Origin of the sequence: Streptomyces sp. NPDC102441 (assembly GCF_044765585.1) — a bacterium.
Lineage (GTDB): Bacteria > Actinomycetota > Actinomycetes > Streptomycetales > Streptomycetaceae > Streptomyces.
This window is the reverse complement of sequence record NZ_JBIWKH010000002.1, coordinates 142,740-162,016: the sequence shown is the minus strand read 5'-3', so window position 1 is coordinate 162,016 and position 19,277 is coordinate 142,740. Positions and strand designations below refer to the sequence as shown.

Here is a 19,277-nt window from a genome sequence, read left to right as displayed (position 1 = left end):
TCAGGCGCGGCGGGACAGCAGCAGGAGCGCGCGGTCGTCGTTGACGTCCTTCGCGCAGGTCTCGATCAGATGCCAGGCCGCGCCCTCGAAGCCCGTCGCGACATAGCGGTCGGCCTCCCCTGTCAGCCGGTCGATGCCCTCCGCGATGTCCCGGTCCGACGCCTCCACCAGGCCGTCCGTGAAGAGCATCAGAACGTCCCCGGGCGCCAGCGAGCCCTTCACCGCGTCGAACTGCGCTGCGTCGTACACACCGAGCAGCGGGCCCTCGGCGGCCTTCTCCTCCCACCGGCCGCTGCCCGCGTGCAACTGCAGTGCGGGGGGATGGCCGGCCGAGAGGAGTTCGTAGTCGCCGGACTCCAGGTCCAGGACGAGATGGATGGAGGTGGCGAAGCCCTCGTCCCAGTCCTGGCGCAGCAGATAGCCGTTGGCGGCGGGCAGGAAGCCGTGCGGCGGCAGGGAGCCCAGGAGGCCGCCGAAGGCTCCGGACAGCAGGAGGGCGCGGGAGCCCGCGTCCATGCCCTTGCCGGAGACGTCGGTGAGCACGACTTCGAGGGTGCGTCCGCCGTTGGTACGCGCGGCGACGACGAAGTCGCCGGAGAAGGACTGGCCGCCCGCCGGGCGGAGAGACATCTCACGGTGCCAGCCCTCGGGCAGCCGCGGGAGGGCGCTCTGGACCCGGATCCGCTCGCGCAGGTCGAAGAGCATCGTGCCGCCGCGCCGCCACGGCACCCCGACCCTGGCCCGGAACTGGGCGAGGACCAGCCCGAAGAAGCCGCAGGCCGCGACGGTCAGGACGGTGCCAGGTGTGACCCGGGCGGGGCCCTCCGCGTAGGGGCCCAGGGTGACGGACTCCACGATCAGGGCCCCGGCCGCCGTCGCGTAGAGGCTCAGCAGGCTGGCCGGCCGCAGCAGCAGACCGCCCGCGACGATCGGCAGAGCCAGGGCGGTCGGAGAGCACCAGACCGGGTTGAGCAGCGTGACGCAGGTGATCACCGGAATGACGACCAGCAGGCCGGCCAGGGCTATCCAGTCGGATCCGTCACCTCGGAAGTAGTCGACGCCGGACCTGCGCAGCGCGATGCGCGCCCGGTGCGCTGATCTTCGCCACCGGGCGGGGTAGGTGTCTGCTCCTCTGCGACGGGCCATTGCCCGGACCTTATCCACCCGGCGGCCTCCGGTGCAGGGGGACCCGGTGACAATGTGTTCGAAACGGGTTCGCCCACGCCTCGCCGCCCTGGTAAGCAGGGGTCATGACTACGGACTTGCGAGTGCTGTCGGCGGCGGAATCGGATGCCTGGTTCGGCTGTCTCCAGTTGGCTTTCGGCGGGATCCTCTTCTCCCCCGAGAGCCGCGAGATGTACGCCGCCCTGGCCGAGCCGCAGCGTGCGCTCGCCCACTGGGACGGCGCGGACTGTGTGGGGACGGCCGGTTCGTACAGCTTCCGGCTGACCGTGCCCGGCGGGGCCGCGGTGCCGGCCGCCGGGGTCACGGGGGTGAGCGTCTCCTCGACGCACCGCAGGCAGGGGCTGCTGACGGCGATGATGCGACGCCAGCTGGACGACGTCCACTCCTGGGGCGAGCCGCTCGCGGTTCTGCTGGCGTCGGAGCCCGGCATCTACGGCCGCTTCGGCTACGGCGCGGCCACGGCCGAGATGAACCTGCGGATCGACACCTCCCTGGTCCGCCTCGCGCTGCCTCCGGGCACGGACGGGGTGCGGGTGCGCCGGTCGTCCCCGGCACAGGCGCTCGACGCATGCGAGGCGGTCTACGGGCGGCTGGCGGCGGCCCGGCCCGGCACCCTCCTGCGCCAGCCCGGCTGGGAGCGGGTGCCCGTGAACGACCCGGAGAGCGGCCGGAAGGGCGGCTCCGCGCTGCAGTGCGTCCTCGCGGAGCGGGACGGCGAGGTGACGGGGTACGTCACGTTCCATCTGAGGCCCGCCTGGGACGATGCCGGCCCCCGGGGCACGGTGGCGGTACGTGACCTGGCGGCGCTGGACCCCGCCTCGTACGCGGCGTTGTGGCGCTACCTGTTCGGGATCGACCTGACGACGTCGGTCGAGTGCCACAACCGGCCCGCGGACGACGCCGTGCTCCGGCTGGTCTCCGACGTCCGGCGCTGCGACGTGCGGCTGCGCGACGGGATGTACGTGCGTCTGGTCGAGCTGGGTGCGGCGCTGGAGGCCCGGAGCTACCGGGCCCCTGTCGACGTGGTGCTGGAGGTGGAGGACACCTTCTGCCCCTGGAACGCGGGGCGTTGGCGGCTGACCGCCGACGCGAAGGGCGCGGCCACCTGCCGGCGGACGGACGACGAACCCGAACTGGCTCTCTCGGTCACCGAATTGGGGGCCGCTTATCTGGGCGGGGTGTCGCTGACGACGCTGGCGGCGGCCGGGAAGGTGCGGGAGCTGCGGATGGGGGCCCGGGCGGAGGCCGCGCTCGCGTTCTCCTCGGACGTGCAGCCGTGGTATCCCCACGGTTTCTGAGGCCGGGCGGCCCCCGGTCCCTGAGGCCGGGCGGCCCTCGGTCCGCCTACCGGCCCTGTACCGAGGGCTGGCAGACCGGGCACCAGAAGAGGTTGCGGGCCGCCAGGTCCGCCGTACGGACCTCGGTGCCGCAGATGTGGCACGCCTGCCTGGCCCGGCGGTAAACGTACACCTCGCCGCCGTGGTCGTCGACGCGCGGGGGCCGGCCCATCGCCTCCGGCAGATGCTCGGGGCGGACCGTGTCGATGCGGTTGTTCCGGACGCCCTCACGCATCAGGGCGCCGAGGTCGGTCCAGACCGCATCCCACTCACCGCGCGTGAGGTCCCTCCCCGGGCGGTACGGGTCGATGCCGTGCCGGAAGAGGACCTCGGCGCGGTAGACGTTGCCGACGCCCGCGACGACCTTCTGGTCCATCAGCAGGGCGGCGACCGTGACGCGGCTGCGGGAGATCCGTTGCCAGGCCCGCTCGCCGTCCTCGTCCGCGCGCAGCGGGTCCGGGCCGAGGCGGTCGTGTATCGCGCGCTTCTCGGGGCCCGTGATCAGGGCGCATGTGGTGGGTCCGCGCAGATCGGCGTGGTGGGCGTCGTTGAGTAGGCGCAACCGGACCGTGTCGGTGGGCAGCGGCGCCGGAGCGGCACCGAAGCCGAGCTTGCCGAAGAGGCCGAGGTGGATATGGACCCAGACCGATCCCTCGAAGCCGAGGAAGAGGTGCTTGCCGTGCGCGTCGACGCCGGTGAAGGTCCGGCCGTCCAGCAGTGCCGCACTGCCGGAGAACTTGCCCTGGGGGCTGCTCACCCGCACCGGGCGGCCCGCGAACCGCTCGTGGTGGTCCGCGGCGAGGCGGTGGATCGTATGCCCCTCGGGCACGGCGTGGCTCCTGGTGACGCGCTTGTGCCGCCGGGGTGTACTGCCCCGGCGGCACAGGGAAGGCGGGTGCGGGCCGTTCAGCCCTGCTGCGGGTGGTGGGCCGGGATCGGGGGGAGCTCGCCGGTGTTCTCGTACGCCGAGAGCATCTCGATCCGGCGTGTGTGGCGTGCCTCACCCGAGTACGGGGTGGCCAGGAAGATCTCGACGAACTTGGTGGACTCCTCCACCGTGTGCATCCGGCCGCCGATGGCCACGACGTTGGCGTCGTTGTGCTCTCGGCCGAGCGCGGCGGTCTGCTCGCTCCAGGCGAGCGCGGCGCGGACGCCCTTGACCTTGTTCGCGGCGATCTGCTCGCCGTTGCCGGAGCCGCCGATGACGATTCCGAGGCTGTCCTTGTCCGCGGCCGTCCGCTCGGCGGCACGGAGGCAGAACGGCGGGTAGTCGTCCTGGGCGTCGTAGATGTGAGGACCGCAGTCGACGGCCTCGTGGCCATGGGCCGTGAGCCACTCGACGAGGTGGTTCTTCAGTTCGAAGCCGGCATGGTCGGAGCCGAGGTACACGCGCATGGTGCGAAGTGTGGCACGGACGGGGCGGGGTAATCGCCAGCGGGGTCGGGACCCACCGGGCTTTCCGCGGACCCGGTTCCGGTCCGGTTCTGTGTGCGAGTTCTGTGTGCGAGGCCACACGGGCAACGATCAGGACAAGAAACAGGTGAACGGTTCCATACCGGGGCCGGTCGGGCTTGAATGCGTGATCTTGCCTTCACACCGTCCCCCGTCAAGGCAATACCGACACACATGATCAGAAAACGTAAGGATCCGATCCATGACGTCGCAGACGACTCAGGCCGAACCGGGCCAACAGCCCGGCGAGCGGGGTAAACCGGATCCCCCGGACGGGCTTCAGGCCGGGCTCAAGAACCGTCATCTCTCGATGATCGCCATCGGCGGCGTGATCGGAGCTGGTCTCTTCGTCGGCTCCGGCGCCGGCATCGCCGCCGCGGGACCGGCCATCCTCCTGTCGTACGCGCTGGTCGGCCTCATGGTCGTCTTTGTCATGCGAATGCTCGGCGAGATGGCCGTCGCCCGGCCGAGCTCCGGTTCCTTCTCCGCCTACGCCGACCAGGCCCTGGGCCGCTGGGCCGGCTTCTCCATCGGCTGGCTGTACTGGTTCTTCTGGGTCGTGGTGCTCGCCGTCGAGGCCACGGCGGGTGCCAAGATCCTGGAGGGCTGGGTCCCCGGCGTACCGCAGTGGGCGTGGGCCCTCATAGTCATGGTGGTGCTGACGGCGACCAACCTGGTCTCCGTCGGCTCGTACGGAGAGTTCGAGTTCTGGTTCGCCGGAATCAAGGTCGTGGCGATCGGCGCGTTCGTCATAATCGGCCTGCTCGCCGTCTTCGGCATCCTGCCGGGTTCGGACGCCGCGGGGTCGGGCCTCGCCCATCTCACGGACACCGGCGGGTTCTTCCCCAAGGGGCCGGGGGCCGTCCTCACGGGTGTGCTGATGGTCGTCTTCTCCTTCATGGGCAGCGAGATCGTGACGCTGGCGGCAGGTGAGTCCGAGGACCCGCGGCGCGCCGTCTCCAAGGCGACCAACAGCGTGATCTGGCGTATCGCCATCTTCTACCTGGGCTCGATCTTCGTCGTGCTCACACTGCTTCCGTGGAACGACGCGTCGATCATCAAGGACGGTTCGTACGTCGCCGCGCTGAACGTCATCGGAATCCCGCACGCCGGCCAGATCATGAACGTCATCGTGCTGACGGCCGTGCTCTCCTGCCTCAACTCCGGCCTCTACACGGCCTCGCGCATGGGCTTCTCGCTGGGACAGCGGGGAGACGCGCCCAAGGCGTTCGCCAGCGTGAACAAGCGGGGCGTGCCGCAGGTGGCGATCTTGTCTTCCGTCGTGTTCGGCTTCGTCGCCGTGTTCTTCAACTACCAGTGGCCCGACACGGTGTTCGCGTTCCTGCTGAACTCGTCCGGCGCCGTCGCCCTGTTCGTATGGCTGGTGATCTGTTTCACCCAGCTGCGGATGCGCGGCATCATCCTGCGCGAGTCGCCCGAGAAGCTCGTCGTGCGGATGTGGCTCTTCCCGTATCTGACCTGGGCGACGATCGCGATGATCTCCTTCGTCCTGGTCTACATGCTGACCGACGACGCCGCACGCGAGCAGGTGCTGCTCTCGCTGCTGGTCGCGGCGCTGGTGGTGGCCGTCTCGCTGGTGCGTGAGGCGCGCAGCCGGAAGGCCAAGGCGCCGGTCGAGTGATCGGTACGCATACCTGACGGCGCATGTCAGGTATAGCCGGAAGGCTCTCCCTCGCCACGCGATCCCGCGAGCGAACGGAGAGCCTTCGTCATGAGCACCACCCCCGCGGTCGAGAGTTTCCAGACCGCCTTCCCCATCCGTCCCGGTCTCCTGGTGGAGGCTTCGAACGCAGCCGATGTCCAGGCCGCGGTTCGGGACGCCGCCGCGCGCGGCCTCTCCGTCGCCGTCCACGCGACCGGGCACGGGCTGCCGGGCCCGGTCGAGGGCGGGGTGCTGATCCGCACCCGCCGGATGGACACCGTGCGGGTCGATCCGGAGCGCCGCACCGCGCGTATCGGGGCGGGCGCGACCTGGGGCGACGTCGTCGCGGCGGCGGCCCCGCACGGGCTGGCCCCGCTGAACGGCTCGTCGCCGGGCGTGGGAGCGATCTCGTACACACTGGGCGGCGGGCTGCCCGTCCTGGCCCGGGAGTTCGGCCATGCCGCCGACCATGTCCGCTCACTGGACGTGGTGACCGCCGACGGGGCGCTGCGCCATGTCACCCCGGACAGTGAGCCGGACCTCTTCTGGGGGCTGCGCGGCGGCGGCCACCGGCTGGGCGTCGTGACGGAGCTGGAGATCGGCCTGGTTGCCGTGGACCGGCTGTACGGCGGGGCGCTGGCCTTCGACGGGGACGTGGCCCCGGCGGTGCTGCGGCGTTACCTGGAGTGGACGCGGAGCGTGCCGGAGACCTGCACCTCGTCGGTGGCGGCGCTGCTCTACCCCGATATGCCGCAGCTGCCGGAGCCACTCCGGGGGCGGTACGTGGTCTCGGTGCGCGTCGCGTACACGGGCCCGGCCTCGGACGGGGAGGCTCTGGTCGCCCCGCTGCGGGCGGTCGGGCCCGCGCTCTCCGACTCGCTGCGGGAGATGCCGTACACCGAGAGCCACACCATCCACAGCGACCCGCCGTTCCCGCACGCCTACTACGGCGAGGGCCTGATGCTCCGTGACCTGGACTCCGGGGCCGCCGGGCGGGTGCTGGAGCTGACGGGACCGAAGGCCCCGACGATGACGGTGGTCCAGCTCAACCACCTGGGCGGCGCCCTGGCCGCGTGGCCCGCCCACGACAACGCCGTGCCCTACCGGGACGCGGGTTTCCTGTTGCGGCTGCTGTCACCGCTGGACGGTACGGACATGACGGCGGTACGGGCGCTGTACGCGCGAGTCGCCGGGGAGACGGCGCCGTACGCCCTTGGCCGCGCGCTGAACTTCTCGTTCGGGGGCGGGGACCGCACCGAGGACCTGCACGGCCCCCGGACACGCGAGAGGCTCGCCGGTCTGGTGTCGCGTCACGACCCGGCGAGCCTCTTCGGTGGTGCCTACCAGCAGGGGCTGGTCAGCCGCGACGTCCGATGAGCTTCCAGGAGGCGGGCAGCGCGCCCATGGCCAGCGCGGCCTTCAGGGCGTCGCCGATCAGGAACGGCACCAGGCCGGCCGCGATCGCGGCGCTCACCGACATGCCGGTGGAGAGCGAGAGGTAGGGCACGCCGACCGCGTAGATGACGAGGGAGCCGGCCGCCATCGTGCCCGCGGTGCGCAGGACGGACCGGTCACCGCCCCGGCGGGCCAGGCCGCCGACGACCGTGGCGGCGAGCAGCATGCCGAGGACGTAGCCGAACGAGGCGCCGCCCGGTCCTGAGGTGCCCTCGGAGAACCACGGCATGCCGGCCATGCCGACGAGTGCGTACAGGGCGAGGGAGAGGAAGCCGCGGCGGGCGCCGAGCGCGGTGCCTATGAGCAGCGCGGCGAAGGTCTGGCCGGTGACGGGGACCGGGGAGCCGGGGACGGGCACCGCGATCTGGGCCGCGATGCCGGTGAGGGCGGCGCCGCCGACGACGAGCGCCGTGTCCACGGCGTAGCGGTGCCGGGCTGCGGGCAGCAGGTCGGCGAGGACCGCTCCGGAACGGACGGGGGCGGCAGCAGTGCTCATCGGGACTCCGCGGGTGAGGTCGGCAGGCAGGGACGGACTGTGAGTGACGTTAGCCGACGGCACATCCATCGATCACCATCAGCCGCCCACAAAGCGGCGGTTGACGGCTTAGTCGGGTTCACACAAAGAGCGCCGCGCAATCACTCATCGGCGTGATGCTGGTCACGAAGGTGGGGGTGTGCCCAGCCCTTCGTTCAGGAAGGGGCGCCGCCTCGTGAGACTGTAGGTTCCCCATAAATAACCCGAGAGTGATCCGCAGCTCATGCACGACGCGCCCCCCACGCACCCCTCCCTCCCGTCCGAGCCCCTGGCCCACGGCCTGAAGCAGCGGCATCTGACGATGCTCGGTCTGGGCGGGGTGATCGGGGCAGGTCTCTTCGTCGGGTCGGGCGCCGGGATCGCCGTCGCCGGGCCCGCCGTCGTCGTCTCGTATCTGATCGCGGGCGTGCTCGCGATGCTGGTGATGCGGATGCTCGGCGAGATGTCGGCGGCGATGCCCGCGTCGGGTTCCTTCTCCGTCCACGCGGAGCGCGCGCTGGGCCGCTGGGCCGGCTTCAGCGTGGGCTGGCTCTACTGGTTCATGCTGGTGGTGGTGCTCGCCGTGGAGGCGACGGCCGCCGCACAGATCGCCCACGCCTGGGTGCCCGCGGTGGACCAGTGGCTCTGGGTGCTGCTGTTCATGGTGGTGTTCACCGTGACCAACCTGACGGCCGTGAAGAACTTCGGCGAGTTCGAGTTCTGGTTCGCCGCGCTGAAGGTGGCCGCGATCGTGGCCTTCCTGGTCCTCGGCCTGCTGGCCGTCCTCGGCGTCCTCCCGGACACCGGCCCGGTGGGCCTGGCCAACCTGACCGGCCAGGGCGGCTTCCTGCCGAACGGCTGGGACGGCGTGGTCTCCGGTGTGCTGACGGTGGTGTTCGCCTTCGGCGGCCTGGAGGTCGTGACGATCGCGGCGGCCGAGACCGACGATCCGGCGCGCGCCGTGGGGCGTGCGGTGCGCAGCGCGGTGGTGCGCATCCTCTTCTTCTACGTCGGTTCGATGCTGGTGATCGTGACCGTGCTGCCGTGGACCGCCCAGCAGGCCGGACTCAGCCCCTATGTGAAGGTCCTGGATTCGATCGGGGTGCCGTCGGCCGGGCAGATCATGAACATCGTGGTGTTCGTGGCGCTGCTCTCGGCGCTCAACGCCAATCTGTACGGCTCGTCCCGGATGATCTTCTCGCTGGCCGAGCGCGGCGAGGCGCCGCGCGGACTGCTGAAGGTGCCCGGCGTGCAGGGTGGCGGGGGCGGGGTGCCCCGCCGGGCGGTGCTGGTCTCGGTGGCCTTCGGCTTCGTCTCCGTACTGCTCAATCTGGAGTGGCCCGACACCGTCTTCCTCTACATGCTCAACTCGGTCGGGGCGGTCCTGCTGTTCGTCTGGGGCCTGATCGCCGCCTCGCAGCTGCGGCTGCGGCGCCGGCTCGAACGGGAGGCGCCGGACGCTCTCACGTTGCGGATGTGGTGCTTCCCCTACCTGACGTGGGTGACCCTGGCGGGTCTGCTGGCCGTCCTGCTGCTGATGCTCACCGATGACGTGGCGCGCCCGCAGGTGCTGTGGTCGGCGGGGGCCACCGCGCTGGTGCTGCTCGTGGCGGGCGCCCGGGAGCTGCGGGCGAGGGCGTAGGCGGATGTGCACCATGTGTGAGCCCGGTGACCGTATAGCGGACAGCGGTTCCCCGTGGACGGGGCTCGTGGCCAGACTGTGGGCCATCCCCTGTCCCGACCAGTGAACAGAGCCTGTCCATGTCCCGGACCACCGCGCCGCCCCCCACGGACGCCGCCGCCCCCACCGCCGACTCGGCGCTCACCCACGGCCTCAAGCAGCGCCATCTGTCGATGATCGCCCTGGGCGGCGTGATCGGCGCCGGACTGTTCGTCGGCTCGGGTGCGGGCATCGCCGCGGCCGGTCCGTCGATCGTCATCGCGTACGGGATCTCCGGGCTGCTGGTCATGTTCGTGATGCGGATGCTCGGCGAGATGTCCGCGGCCAACCCCGCGTCCGGCTCCTTCTCCGTCCACGCGGAACGCGCGATCGGTCCGTGGGCCGGCTTCACCGCCGGCTGGTCGTTCTGGGTCCTGCTCTGTGTCGCCGTCGGACTGGAGGGCATCGGCGCCGCGCAGATCGTCACGGGCTGGCTGCCGGGCACGCCGGAGTGGGCCTGGGTCGCCCTCTTCATGGTGATCTTCCTCGGCACGAATCTCGCCGCCGTCAAGAACTTCGGTGAGTTCGAGTTCTGGTTCGCCGCGCTCAAGGTCATCGCGATCACACTCTTCCTGGTGCTGGGTCTCCTCGCGATCCTTGGCGTGCTCCCCGGCACCGACTCCCCCGGCACCTCGAACCTCACCGGGGACGGCGGCTTCATGCCGCACGGCTCGGAGGGGCTCATCATCGGCCTGCTCGCCTCCGTCTTCGCGTACGGCGGCCTGGAGACGGTCACCATCGCGGCGGCCGAGTCCGAGAACCCGGTGCGGGGTGTCGCCAAGGCGGTGCGTACGGCGATGTGGCGCATCGCCGTCTTCTACATCGGCTCGATGGCGGTCATCGTGACCCTCGTGCCGTGGGACGACCCCACGGTCGCCGAGGTCGGCCCGTTCTACGCGATGCTCGGCCACCTCGGCATCAGCGGCGCCGCGGAGATCATGAACGTGGTCATCCTGGTCGCCCTGCTCTCCGCGATGAACGCGAACATCTACGGCTCCTCGCGCATGGCCTGCTCCCTGGTCGCCCGCGGCCAGGGTCCGAAGCTGCTCGGCAAGGTCTCCTCGGGCGTCCCGCGCAACGCCGTGCTCGCCTCCTCCCTCTTCGGCTTCCTGTGCGTGCTGCTCAGCTACTGGCGCCCCGAGGACGTCTTCCCCTGGCTCCTCAACATGATCGGCGCGGTGATCCTGGTCGTCTGGATCTTCATCGCCCTCTCCCAGCTGATCCTCCGCAGGCGCACGGAGCGCGAGACCCCGGACCTGCTCGTCGTCCGGATGTGGCTCTTCCCGGGCCTGACGATCCTGGCGCTGGCGGCCATGGCCGGCATCTTCGTCCTGATGCTGCGCCAGCCCGACACACGCGACCAGCTGCTGGCGACCGGAGCGCTGACAGCTGTACTGATCGTGACAGGCCTGGTGCGGCAGAAGCGGGCGGAACACCGCGCGCCGGCCGAGAGCTGAGCACACCGCCGCCCGGCGGGAGCGCGGCCGGGAACGCGCTCAGCCCGCCTGGGCCCGCAGGACCACCTCGCCCGTCTCCGTGCGGAAGTAGAGCACCGACCGGCCCGACCTGCGGCGCCCGGCCAGGCCCGCGTCCAGGAGCACCTTCAGGTGGCGGCCCACCGACCCCAGCCCCTGGCCGGTGAGCGCCACCAGTTCCGTGGTGCTCCTGGGACGGTCGAGCAGCACGAGGACCCCGGCCCGCGCGGGCCCGAGCAGCCGGCCGAGGCTGTCGGGGACGGCGGGCCGGTCCGCGTCCGACAGGGTTCCGGAACAGGCGTACACGACCGCGTACCGTTGCGCGGCGGCATCCCAGGAGACCCAGCCCTGACGTGGCGTGACGGGTACGAACACCAGCCGTACGCCGACGAGTTCACGCGCCGGATAGTCGCGCGGGTTGACCTGGAGGCGGCTGTCGCCGAGCCAGCGCATGCCGGGTTTCAGCGTGTCCAGCGCGGCGGCCCAGCCACCCTGGCTGAGCTGTCCCGCGCGCGCCACGATGTCCGCCTCGATGATCCGGCGGCGGCGCGGCCAGTCCGGGAGCACGATGCGCTCCCATACCCATTCCAGCAGGTCGGCCCCCTTCTGCGGCAGGTCCCGGCGGTCGAGTGGAGCCGGGAGCGGGCCGCCTCCGGCCACCTCCAGATCGGCGCGGGCACCGTCGGGTGACGTCTCGCGCACGCGGGCCAGCTCCTGGGCGAACGTGGTCCCGCCGGCGGGAGTGGGGGTGAGGAAGTCCGCGTTCCAGTGGCCACCGAGACCGGTGCGTACGAGCTGCGCGGTGACCGGGTCCTCGGCGAGAAGCTTCCGGTAGGCGGGCCGGTGGGCGTCCGACCACGCGCGTTCGGCCGGGTTCGCGGCCGCTCCACACTCCAGGAACTGGAGGGTCGCGGTGGCCTCGGCCATTTCCGACACGACGAACCTCCCCGCGGCGAGGGTGTCCGCGTTGACCTGCCACAAGCCCATGGTTTCGCCTCCGCGCGAAACAGTAACGACTGTACGTAACCGTGGCCGAGACTCCCCGGCATGCTCACCTACCGGGAAGTGTTCCGCGTGCCGCAGTTCGGGCCCCTCTTCGCGGCGAGTGCCCTGCAGGGTGCCGCCTCGACGACGAGCGGACTGGCCCTGGGTGTCCTCGTGTTCACCACGACCGGGTCGCCGCTGCTCTCCGCGCTCTCCATGTTCGGTGCCTCCCTCGCCCAGTTGATCGGCGCGACGCTGCTGATGTCGGCGGCCGACCGGCTCCCGCCGCGAGGAGCGCTGAGCGGCGCTGCGCTCGCCTTCGGCGTCGGGACCGCCGTCCTGGCCGTCCCCGGGCTTCCGCTGCCGCTGGTGTTCGGCATCGTCCTGGGCGAGGGGGCCGTCGCGGCGGTGACCGGCGGGGTGCGCTACGGGCTGCTCAATGAGGTGCTGCCCAAGGACGCCTATCTGCTGGGGCGTTCGGTGCTCAACATGTGCTCCGGCACCATGCAGGTCTGCGGCTACGCGGCCGGGGGCGTGCTGGTCGCCACGCTCTCCCCGCGCGGCACGCTGCTCGTGGCGGCGGCCCTGTACGCCGCCGGCGCCACGGCGGCATGGTTCGGCCTGGCGCGCCGTCCGCCCCGCGCCGCCGGGCGGCCGTCGGTGGGCGAGACCTGGCGGACCAACGCGCTGCTGTGGTCCTCGGCTCCTCGGCGGCGCGTCTACCTCTCGCTCTGGCTGCCCAACGGGCTGGTCGTCGGTTGCGAATCGCTCTTCGTCCCCTACCGGCCGGACCGTGCCGGACTGCTCTTCGCCTGCGCGGCGCTCGGGATGCTGGCCGGAGACACGGTGACGGGCCGCCTGGTGCCGGCGCGGTGGCGTGGAAGGCTGGGCACGCCACTGCTTCTGCTGCTGGCCGCGCCCTATCTGCTGTTCGCACTGCGCCCGGCGCTGCCCCTGACGCTGGCCCTCGCGGCCCTCGCGTCGACCGGCTTCTCAGCGAGCCTGCTGTTCCAGGAACGGCTGATGTCGCTGACCCCCGACGCGATGACCGGCCAGGCGCTGGGCCTGCACTCCTCCGGGATGCTCACCATGCAGGGCGTGGCGGCAGCGCTCGCGGGCGCCCTCGCCCAGCGGTTCTCCGCCGCTACGGCAATCACGGTGATGGCCACGGCCTCGGTCGCGGTGACGCTGCTCCTGGCACCGGGGCTGAGGCGCGGTGGCCCGGTCGCCACGGGCGCCCACGCCTCCGCCGACGGTCCTGCCTGATCCGCGAGGCCCGCCGCCCGTCAAGGACTACTCCCCCATGTACGTATGCGTCTCGGCAGAGGACACACCCTCACACACCGCCGGGCCCGGCGCACCGCTCTCAGGTGAGGGCGACCGCCAGCAGCGGCAGTTCGCGGTCCTGGACCGAACCGGAAGGGGTGGTACCGATCCGCACCGCACCCATCGCCGTGTAGAACGGCTCGGCGTTCGGGTCGGCGTCGATGGTGAGCCGTACGAACCCGAGCCGGCGGGCCTGCGTCATGGTGTGCTCGAACAGGAGCCGGCCCAGGCCCCGGCCGATGGCGTCCGGTTCGACGAACATCATGGCGAGGGCGCCTCCGGGTGGTTCCCCGGACAGGGTGGTGAAGCCCAGGACGCGGCCGTCCTCCTCCGCGACCGCCGTGCGCCCGCCCGCCGTATCGCCCGGGTGGACGGTCAGTTCGTCGCGGCAGGCGGCCATGAACGCCTCGTCGTAGCCCCAGTGGGCCTTGGAACGGAGAGCCAGCGCGGTCAGCGCCTCGGCCTCTTCGGGCCGCCCCGGCCGTAACTGCATTCTTCCTCCTCCGCCGACTGCCGAGTACCGTACGCGTGGCCGTACATGAGGCAGCAAGGTTCCGTCCACCCTGGCGTAACCCCGTGTGGCTTCGGTGGTTGCTCCACGCCCACCGAGGAGCCCGCATGTCCTTCCAGCATCCGCGACGCCGCTCGATCCTCCTGGCGACAGCGGCCGTCTCCGCCGCAGCCACGGCACCTGCCGTCGCCTCCGAACCGCACGGGGGCGGAAGAGGCCCGCTCGTCATCGGCCACCGGGGCGCCGCCGGGTGGCGGCCCGAACACACCGCTGTGGCCTACGCCTTCGGGGTGCGGGCCGGGGCCGACTGGATCGAGCCGGACCTGGTCCCTACGAAGGACCACGTCCTGGTGGTGCGGCACGAGAACGAGATCTCCGGCACCACGGACGTGGCCCGGCACGCGGAGTTCGCCGGACGCCGCACCACGAAGACGGTGGACGGGAGGGCCGTCACCGGCTGGTTCACCGAGGACTTCACCCTCGCCGAGCTGAGGACCCTGCGCGCGGTCGAGCGGCTCCCCCTGGTCCGTAACCGCAACACGGTCTTCGACGGCCGCGAACGGATCATGACCTTTCAGGAGGTCATCGACCTGGCCCGAGCTCTGTCGAAGGAGTCCGGCCGCCGGATCGCGGTCTTCCCGGAGACGAAGCACCCGGTGTACTTCCGCTCGATCGGCCTGCCCCTGGAGCCGGAGCTCATCAGGCTCATCCGCCGCAACCGGCTGACCGCGCGCGACTGCGTCGTCCAGTCCTTCGACCCGTCCAGCCTCCGCGAGGTGGCCGCCGCGCGGCTGGGGCTCCCGCTGTGGCAGGCGCTGGGGACGAGCGGCGGACCGTACGGCCACCCGGCGACGTACCAGGAGATGATGACGCCGGCGGGGCTGCGCGAGATCGCCTCGTACGCCGGATGGATCGGCCCGGACAAGTCCTCGCTGATCCCCCCGCTCACCCTGCTGGAGGACGCCCACGCGGCCGGGCTGAAGGTCGGGGCGTACACCTTCCGCGCCGAGAACCAGTACCTCCCGGCCGAGTACCGCAGGGGCACCGCGCCCAACGACTTCGGTGACGCCTTCGCGGAATACGCCTTCCACTTCGGCCGGGGCGTGGACGCCGTCGTGACGGACTTCCCCGACCTCGCGGCGATCGCGCGCGACGCCCTCCGGTCCTAGGACGAACGGCTGATCACCTTCGGGCCCTCCTCCTGCTAGCCTGCAATTGCGACAGAGTTGCAATAACAACCAGTTAGCAGTTGGAGGGTTCGAACCCATGGCCACGTACACGCTTCCGGAACTCCCGTACGACTACGCGGCGCTCGAACCGGTCATCAACCCGCAGATCGTCGAGCTCCATCACGACAAGCACCACGCCGCGTACGTCAAGGGTGCGAACGACACCCTGGAGCAGCTGGAAGAGGCCCGGAGCAAGGAGGCCTGGGGGGCGATCAACGGCCTCCAGAAGAACCTCGCGTTCCATCTCTCCGGCCACATCCTGCACTCGATCTACTGGCACAACATGACCGGTGACGGCGGCGGCGAGCCCCTCGCGGCGGACGGTGTGGGCGATCTGGCGGACGCGATCGCGGAGTCCTTCGGTTCGTACGCCGGCTTCAAGTCCCAGCTGACGAAGGCCGCGGCCACCACGCAGGGCTCCGGCTGGGGCGTCCTGGCGTACGAGCCGGTCAGCGGCCGGCTGATCATCGAGCAGGTCTACGACCACCAGGGCAACGTCGGTCAGGGCTCGGTGCCGATCCTGGTGTTCGACGCCTGGGAGCACGCCTTCTACCTGCAGTACAAGAACCAGAAGGTGGACTTCATCGAGGCCATGTGGCGCGTCGTCAACTGGCAGGACGTGGCGAAGCGCTACGCCGCGGCCAAGGAGCGCGCGGACGTGCTGCTGCTCGCCCCCTGACCCGGGAACCCCGAGCGTCCTGCCTCGTGATCGTCTTCTCAACCTTCACCTGGCAGGCGGATGGACGGAGAGCCCCCGCGAGGACATGACTCGCGGGGGCTCTCCCATGTGCGGGGGCTCAGACCTGGAACACCGAGCCGATGAACTCCGACAGCAGCCGCTCCTTCAGCGGCCCCGGCAAGGCGTCCAGCAGGACCAGTACAGGTGCCGTCCGGCCGGGCAGCCCCGCTCCCCCGCCGAGGCCGGCGAAGGCGAGCACGGCCGCGACCTCGTCCGGCCCGAGCGTCCGCGGGTCCAGTCCGGCGGCGAGTTCGGCGAGCCCCGGGTCCACCGTCACGGGCTCCAGGGCGCGGGCCTTCGCCAGGGCGGCCCCGATGTCGTCGAGCAGGGCGTCGACCTGACCGGCCGTCGCCGGGGTGAGCGTGAGGTGGAGGTTGGGCGGGAGGCCGTCGAAGGAGAGCTGCGGCTGGAGGTACCAGCCGAGCTCGCGCATCTCGTCGGCGAGATGGAGGAGCAGGCTGAGGTCGGGCGCGCCGCCCTCCTCCCGGGCGACCGTGAACGCGACGAGCCCGGCGGCCGGTTCACCGAGCACCCGTACGCCCTCGCTCGCCCGCAGCCCCGCGAGCAGCCGGTCCGACGCCTCGGCGACCCGGCCCGCCAGCGCGGTGTAGCCCTCCTCCCCCACGTACTGGAGGACCGCCCAGGCCTGGGCCAGCAGCCCGCCGGACTTGGTGCCCTGCACGGTCGGGTTGACGACCGGATAGCCGGGCCAGCCGGCGTGCGCGAAGTACTGGTGGCGGCGGAGCTCGGCGTCGCGGTAGAGCACCACGGAGGCGCCCTTGTCCGCGTACCCGTACTTGTGCAGGTCGACAGAGAGGGAGGTGACGCCGGGCACGGAGAGGTCGAAGGGCTCCACCTCGCGCCCGGCACGCCGCAGGTAGGGGAGGATCCAGCCGCCGATGCACGCGTCCACATGGCAGAGCACTCCGCGTGCGGAGGCCGCCGCGGCGATCTCGGCGACGGGGTCGATGACCCCATGGGCGTACGAGGGCGTGGAGGCGACCACCAGTGCGGTGCGGTCGGTCAGCGCGGCGGCCATGGCGGGCGCGTCGGCGCGGAAGGTGGCGGGGTCGACGGGTACGACGACCGGTTCCAGGCCCAGGTAGGCGGCGGCCTTGTGGAAGGCGGCGTGGGCGGTGGACGGCAGCACCAGCTGGGGTTCGGTGATCCCGCGTACTGTCCGGGCGTGGTCGCGGGCCGTCTTGACGGCGAGCAGGATGCTCTCCGTGCCGCCGCTCGTGAACGTCCCCTGGGCGCCGGGGTGTCCGAGGAGCGCGGCGACGGCGCCGACCACGTCGTTCTCCAGCCGGGCCACGCTCGGGAAGACCGTGGGGTCGAGCCCGTTGACCGTCGCGAACGCGGTGTACGCCTCGGCGGCCAGCTCGTCGAGGCCGTCGAGACCCGCGTCGTAGACGTAGGCGAAGGTGCGGCCCCCACGGGTGGGCGCGTCCGCCCGGCGCAGGGCGCGCAGCTCGGCGAGCACCTCGGCCGCGGGGCGGCCGTCGGGCAGGGCGGGGTCAGCCGGCACGGGCGGGCTCTTCCTGGAGGGGGCGGGTCACGGTCGGGGTCACGTGGTAGCGGCGCAGCAGCAGGAGGCTCGCGGCGGCGAGCACGGCGGGCAGCACGCTCATCCCGGCGGTGATCCCGGTCAGCGCCGCCTCCGGCTGGTCCACCTGGTGCGTGGCGTCGGAGGAACGGAAGCCGGTCACGGCCAGGACGAGGGCGAACACCCCGGCGCCGAGCGCGAAGGCGAGGGTCTCGGCCGCCGTCCACAGCCCGGTGAAGGTCGCTGCCCTGCGTCTGCCGGTGGTGACGGCGTCGGCGGCGAGGGTGTCCGCGAGCATCGTCAGGGGCAGCAACTGCAGCCCGGCGTAGGCGGTCCCGACGAGGACGACCGCCGCGTAGCCGACGGCGGGACCGGCGGCACCGGTGAAGGCGAGGAGCACCGCTCCGGCCGTGTAGAGCAGCGACGCGCACCACTGGGCGTACGTCACCCCCTTGCGGCGGGCGAGCCGGTTCCACAGCGGCATGAAGAGGACCAGTGGGCCGATCAGGCACGCGAACAGCGGGGTGATCGCGCCCGCCGAGCCGAGGGTGTACGTCGCGAAGTACTGGACGCCCGCGAGCATCACGCCGATGGCGAGGGCCTGGAGGGTCCACATCCCGGCGAGGTACAGGAACGGCGTGCTGGAGCGGGCGGCGGCGAGCTGGGCCCGGAGAGTGGGTTCGGCCTCGCTGCGGGCGACTGCCGGCGCGCGGCGGGTGGCCGCCCACGCCCCGAACATGCCGACGGCCAGCAGCACGGCGACGGCGGCGCCCATCAGCCGGTAGCTCTGCGGGGTGTCTCCGTCGGCGTGCGCGATCGCGGGGGCCAGCGCACCGGACAGCAGGATGGCGACGCCGAGGAATCCCACCCGCCAGCCGAGGACGCGCCCGCGTTCGTGCGGGTCCTCGGTCATCTCGGCCGGCATGGTCACGTACGGCACCTGGAACACGGCGTACGCGGTGGCGGCGAGCAGGAACAGGACCGCGACGTAGCCGGCCGCCGGGGCGCCCCGCAGCGGAGGTGCGGCGAAGATCAGCGCGAAGAGCGGCGGCAGGGTGAAGGCACCGGTCAGCAGGAACGGCCTGCGCGGGCCGCCGCGCAGTCGGCTGCGGTCGGAGAACGCGCCGACCAGCGGATTGATCAGGACGTCCCAGGCCTTGGGCAGGAAGACGGCGGCGCCCGCGACGGCGGCGGGCACGGCGAGGACGTTGGTGAGGTAGTAGAGCAGGATCAGGCCCGGCACGGTCGCGAAGGTGCCGGTGCACAGGGAGCCGAGGCCGTAGCCGATCCGCACGGTGCGCGGCAGGGGGGCAGCGCAGTGATCCGGACCGGCAGATGGCATGGGCAGATCATGAACGACGGTTCACGCCGTCGGCAAGGGCCCGGGCCCGCCCGGAGCCGGCTCGCCTCCGCGGGGCAGGCACGGCGGCCCGCCCCGCGCAAGGCGCGTGGTCAGTCGAAGACCGGGCCCTGCGTACGGGTCCGCTTGATCTCGTAGAAGCCGGGGATCGACGCCACCAGCAGTGTGCCGTCCCAGAGCTTCGCCGCCTCCTCGCCCTTCGGGGCAGGCGTGACGACCGGGCCGAAGAACGCGATCTGCTCGCCGTCGGCACCGGGCACGGCGATGACCGGGGTGCCGACGTCCTGGCCGACCTTGTCGATGCCCTCCTGGTGGGAGGCGCGCAGCTCCTTGTCGTACGCGTCGGAGTCGGCGTACTCCAGGAGCCCGGCCGGCAGGCCGACGTCGGCCAGGGCGCCCGCGATCGCCTCGCGGGTGGGGCCCTCGCCGTTGTTGTGGATGCGGGTGCCGAGGGCCGTGTAGAGCGGGCCGACGATCTCGTCGCCGTGCTTCTGCTGGGCCGCGACGACGACACGGACGGGCGCCCAGGCCTGGGTGCGCATCATGTCCTGGTACTCCTCGGGCAGCTCGTCGATCCTGGGCTCGTTGAGCACCGCCAGGCTCATCACGTGCCAGCGGACCTCGACGTCGCGGACCTTCTCGACCTCCAGCATCCAGCGGGAGGTCATCCAGGCCCAGGGGCAGAGCGGGTCGAACCAGAAATCGGCCGGAACCTTGCCTGCGGCCGTGCTGTTCTCGGGCATGTCTCTCCTCATGAGGTCGGTCTGCGCCTGTGAGCCGC

General features: G+C 71.7%; 17 protein-coding genes. 8 read left to right on the top strand and 9 right to left on the bottom strand.

Annotated elements, in window-relative coordinates:
• The gene (locus ACIREO_RS04250) at positions 1-1,146 is read right to left on the bottom strand and encodes a PP2C family protein-serine/threonine phosphatase (protein ID WP_404104798.1); all 1,146 of its coding nucleotides are present in this window, start codon (positions 1,144-1,146) and stop codon (positions 1-3) included.
• A gap of 104 nt (positions 1,147-1,250) precedes the next feature.
• Here ACIREO_RS04250 and ACIREO_RS04245 point away from each other — a divergent pair, with 104 nt between their 5' ends.
• Positions 1,251-2,483, top strand: coding sequence for a GNAT family N-acetyltransferase (locus ACIREO_RS04245; protein WP_404104795.1), 1,233 nt, complete (start codon positions 1,251-1,253; stop codon positions 2,481-2,483).
• A gap of 46 nt (positions 2,484-2,529) precedes the next feature.
• On the opposite strand, the gene ACIREO_RS04240 is transcribed toward ACIREO_RS04245, so the two are convergent.
• A complete protein-coding gene (locus tag ACIREO_RS04240) occupies positions 2,530-3,351 on the bottom strand; it encodes an Fpg/Nei family DNA glycosylase (RefSeq protein WP_404104792.1) in 822 nt (273 codons plus the stop codon).
• 77 nt (positions 3,352-3,428) lie between these two features.
• Complete coding sequence (locus ACIREO_RS04235; RefSeq protein ID WP_404104789.1) at positions 3,429-3,917, bottom strand: ribose-5-phosphate isomerase; 489 nt, start codon at positions 3,915-3,917, stop codon at positions 3,429-3,431.
• Between the two features lie 259 nt (positions 3,918-4,176).
• On the opposite strand from ACIREO_RS04235, the gene ACIREO_RS04230 reads away from it, so the two are divergent.
• Both ACIREO_RS04230 and ACIREO_RS04225 read left to right on the top strand, forming a co-directional pair.
• Positions 4,177-5,616 carry an amino acid permease gene (locus ACIREO_RS04230; RefSeq protein ID WP_404104786.1) on the top strand — a complete coding sequence of 480 codons (1,440 nt, stop codon included), beginning with the start codon at positions 4,177-4,179 and terminating at the stop codon, positions 5,614-5,616.
• A 90-nt stretch (positions 5,617-5,706) separates the two neighbouring features.
• A complete protein-coding gene (locus ACIREO_RS04225) occupies positions 5,707-7,014 on the top strand; it encodes an FAD-binding oxidoreductase (RefSeq protein ID WP_404104783.1) in 1,308 nt (435 codons plus the stop codon).
• On the opposite strand, the gene ACIREO_RS04220 is transcribed toward ACIREO_RS04225, so the two are convergent.
• Positions 6,995-7,588, bottom strand: a complete 594-nt coding sequence (locus ACIREO_RS04220; RefSeq protein WP_404104780.1) for a biotin transporter BioY — start codon at positions 7,586-7,588, stop codon at positions 6,995-6,997. The genes ACIREO_RS04225 and ACIREO_RS04220 overlap by 20 nt on opposite strands.
• A 262-nt stretch (positions 7,589-7,850) precedes the next feature.
• Between ACIREO_RS04220 and ACIREO_RS04215 the strand changes: the two genes are divergently transcribed.
• Positions 7,851-9,248 carry an amino acid permease gene (locus ACIREO_RS04215; protein WP_404104777.1) on the top strand — a complete coding sequence of 466 codons (1,398 nt, stop codon included), beginning with the start codon at positions 7,851-7,853 and terminating at the stop codon, positions 9,246-9,248.
• A 119-nt stretch (positions 9,249-9,367) separates the two neighbouring features.
• Positions 9,368-10,783 (top strand): amino acid permease, encoded by a 1,416-nt coding sequence (locus tag ACIREO_RS04210; protein WP_404104774.1) that lies wholly within the window; start codon positions 9,368-9,370, stop codon positions 10,781-10,783.
• A 39-nt stretch (positions 10,784-10,822) separates the two neighbouring features.
• Here ACIREO_RS04210 and ACIREO_RS04205 read toward each other — a convergent pair whose 3' ends face one another.
• On the bottom strand, positions 10,823-11,788 hold the full coding sequence (locus ACIREO_RS04205) for an ArsR/SmtB family transcription factor (protein ID WP_404104771.1): 966 nt from the start codon (positions 11,786-11,788) through the stop codon (positions 10,823-10,825).
• Between the two features lie 60 nt (positions 11,789-11,848).
• Here ACIREO_RS04205 and ACIREO_RS04200 point away from each other — a divergent pair, with 60 nt between their 5' ends.
• On the top strand, positions 11,849-13,051 hold the full coding sequence (locus tag ACIREO_RS04200; RefSeq protein WP_404104768.1) for an MFS transporter: 1,203 nt from the start codon (positions 11,849-11,851) through the stop codon (positions 13,049-13,051).
• A 100-nt stretch (positions 13,052-13,151) separates the two neighbouring features.
• Here ACIREO_RS04200 and ACIREO_RS04195 read toward each other — a convergent pair whose 3' ends face one another.
• Positions 13,152-13,604, bottom strand: a complete 453-nt coding sequence (locus tag ACIREO_RS04195) for a GNAT family N-acetyltransferase (RefSeq protein ID WP_404104765.1) — start codon at positions 13,602-13,604, stop codon at positions 13,152-13,154.
• A gap of 125 nt (positions 13,605-13,729) precedes the next feature.
• Here ACIREO_RS04195 and ACIREO_RS04190 point away from each other — a divergent pair, with 125 nt between their 5' ends.
• Positions 13,730-14,791, top strand: coding sequence for a glycerophosphodiester phosphodiesterase family protein (locus ACIREO_RS04190; protein ID WP_404104762.1), 1,062 nt, complete (start codon positions 13,730-13,732; stop codon positions 14,789-14,791).
• Positions 14,792-14,888: 97 nt separating this feature from the next.
• Positions 14,889-15,530 (top strand): superoxide dismutase, encoded by a 642-nt coding sequence (locus ACIREO_RS04185; protein ID WP_404104759.1) that lies wholly within the window; start codon positions 14,889-14,891, stop codon positions 15,528-15,530.
• A gap of 118 nt (positions 15,531-15,648) precedes the next feature.
• Here ACIREO_RS04185 and ACIREO_RS04180 read toward each other — a convergent pair whose 3' ends face one another.
• The 3 genes from ACIREO_RS04180 to ACIREO_RS04170 all read right to left on the bottom strand — a co-directional run bounded on the left by ACIREO_RS04180 (position 15,649) and on the right by ACIREO_RS04170 (position 19,239).
• A complete protein-coding gene (locus ACIREO_RS04180; protein WP_404104756.1) occupies positions 15,649-17,118 on the bottom strand; it encodes a pyridoxal phosphate-dependent decarboxylase family protein in 1,470 nt (489 codons plus the stop codon).
• On the bottom strand, positions 17,108-18,478 hold the full coding sequence (locus ACIREO_RS04175) for an MFS transporter (protein ID WP_404104754.1): 1,371 nt from the start codon (positions 18,476-18,478) through the stop codon (positions 17,108-17,110). Before ACIREO_RS04175 ends, ACIREO_RS04180 begins: the two co-directional genes overlap by 11 nt.
• Before the next feature lie 110 nt (positions 18,479-18,588).
• On the bottom strand, positions 18,589-19,239 hold the full coding sequence (locus ACIREO_RS04170) for a DsbA family protein (RefSeq protein ID WP_404104751.1): 651 nt from the start codon (positions 19,237-19,239) through the stop codon (positions 18,589-18,591).
• Positions 19,240-19,277: the final 38 nt, after the last annotated feature.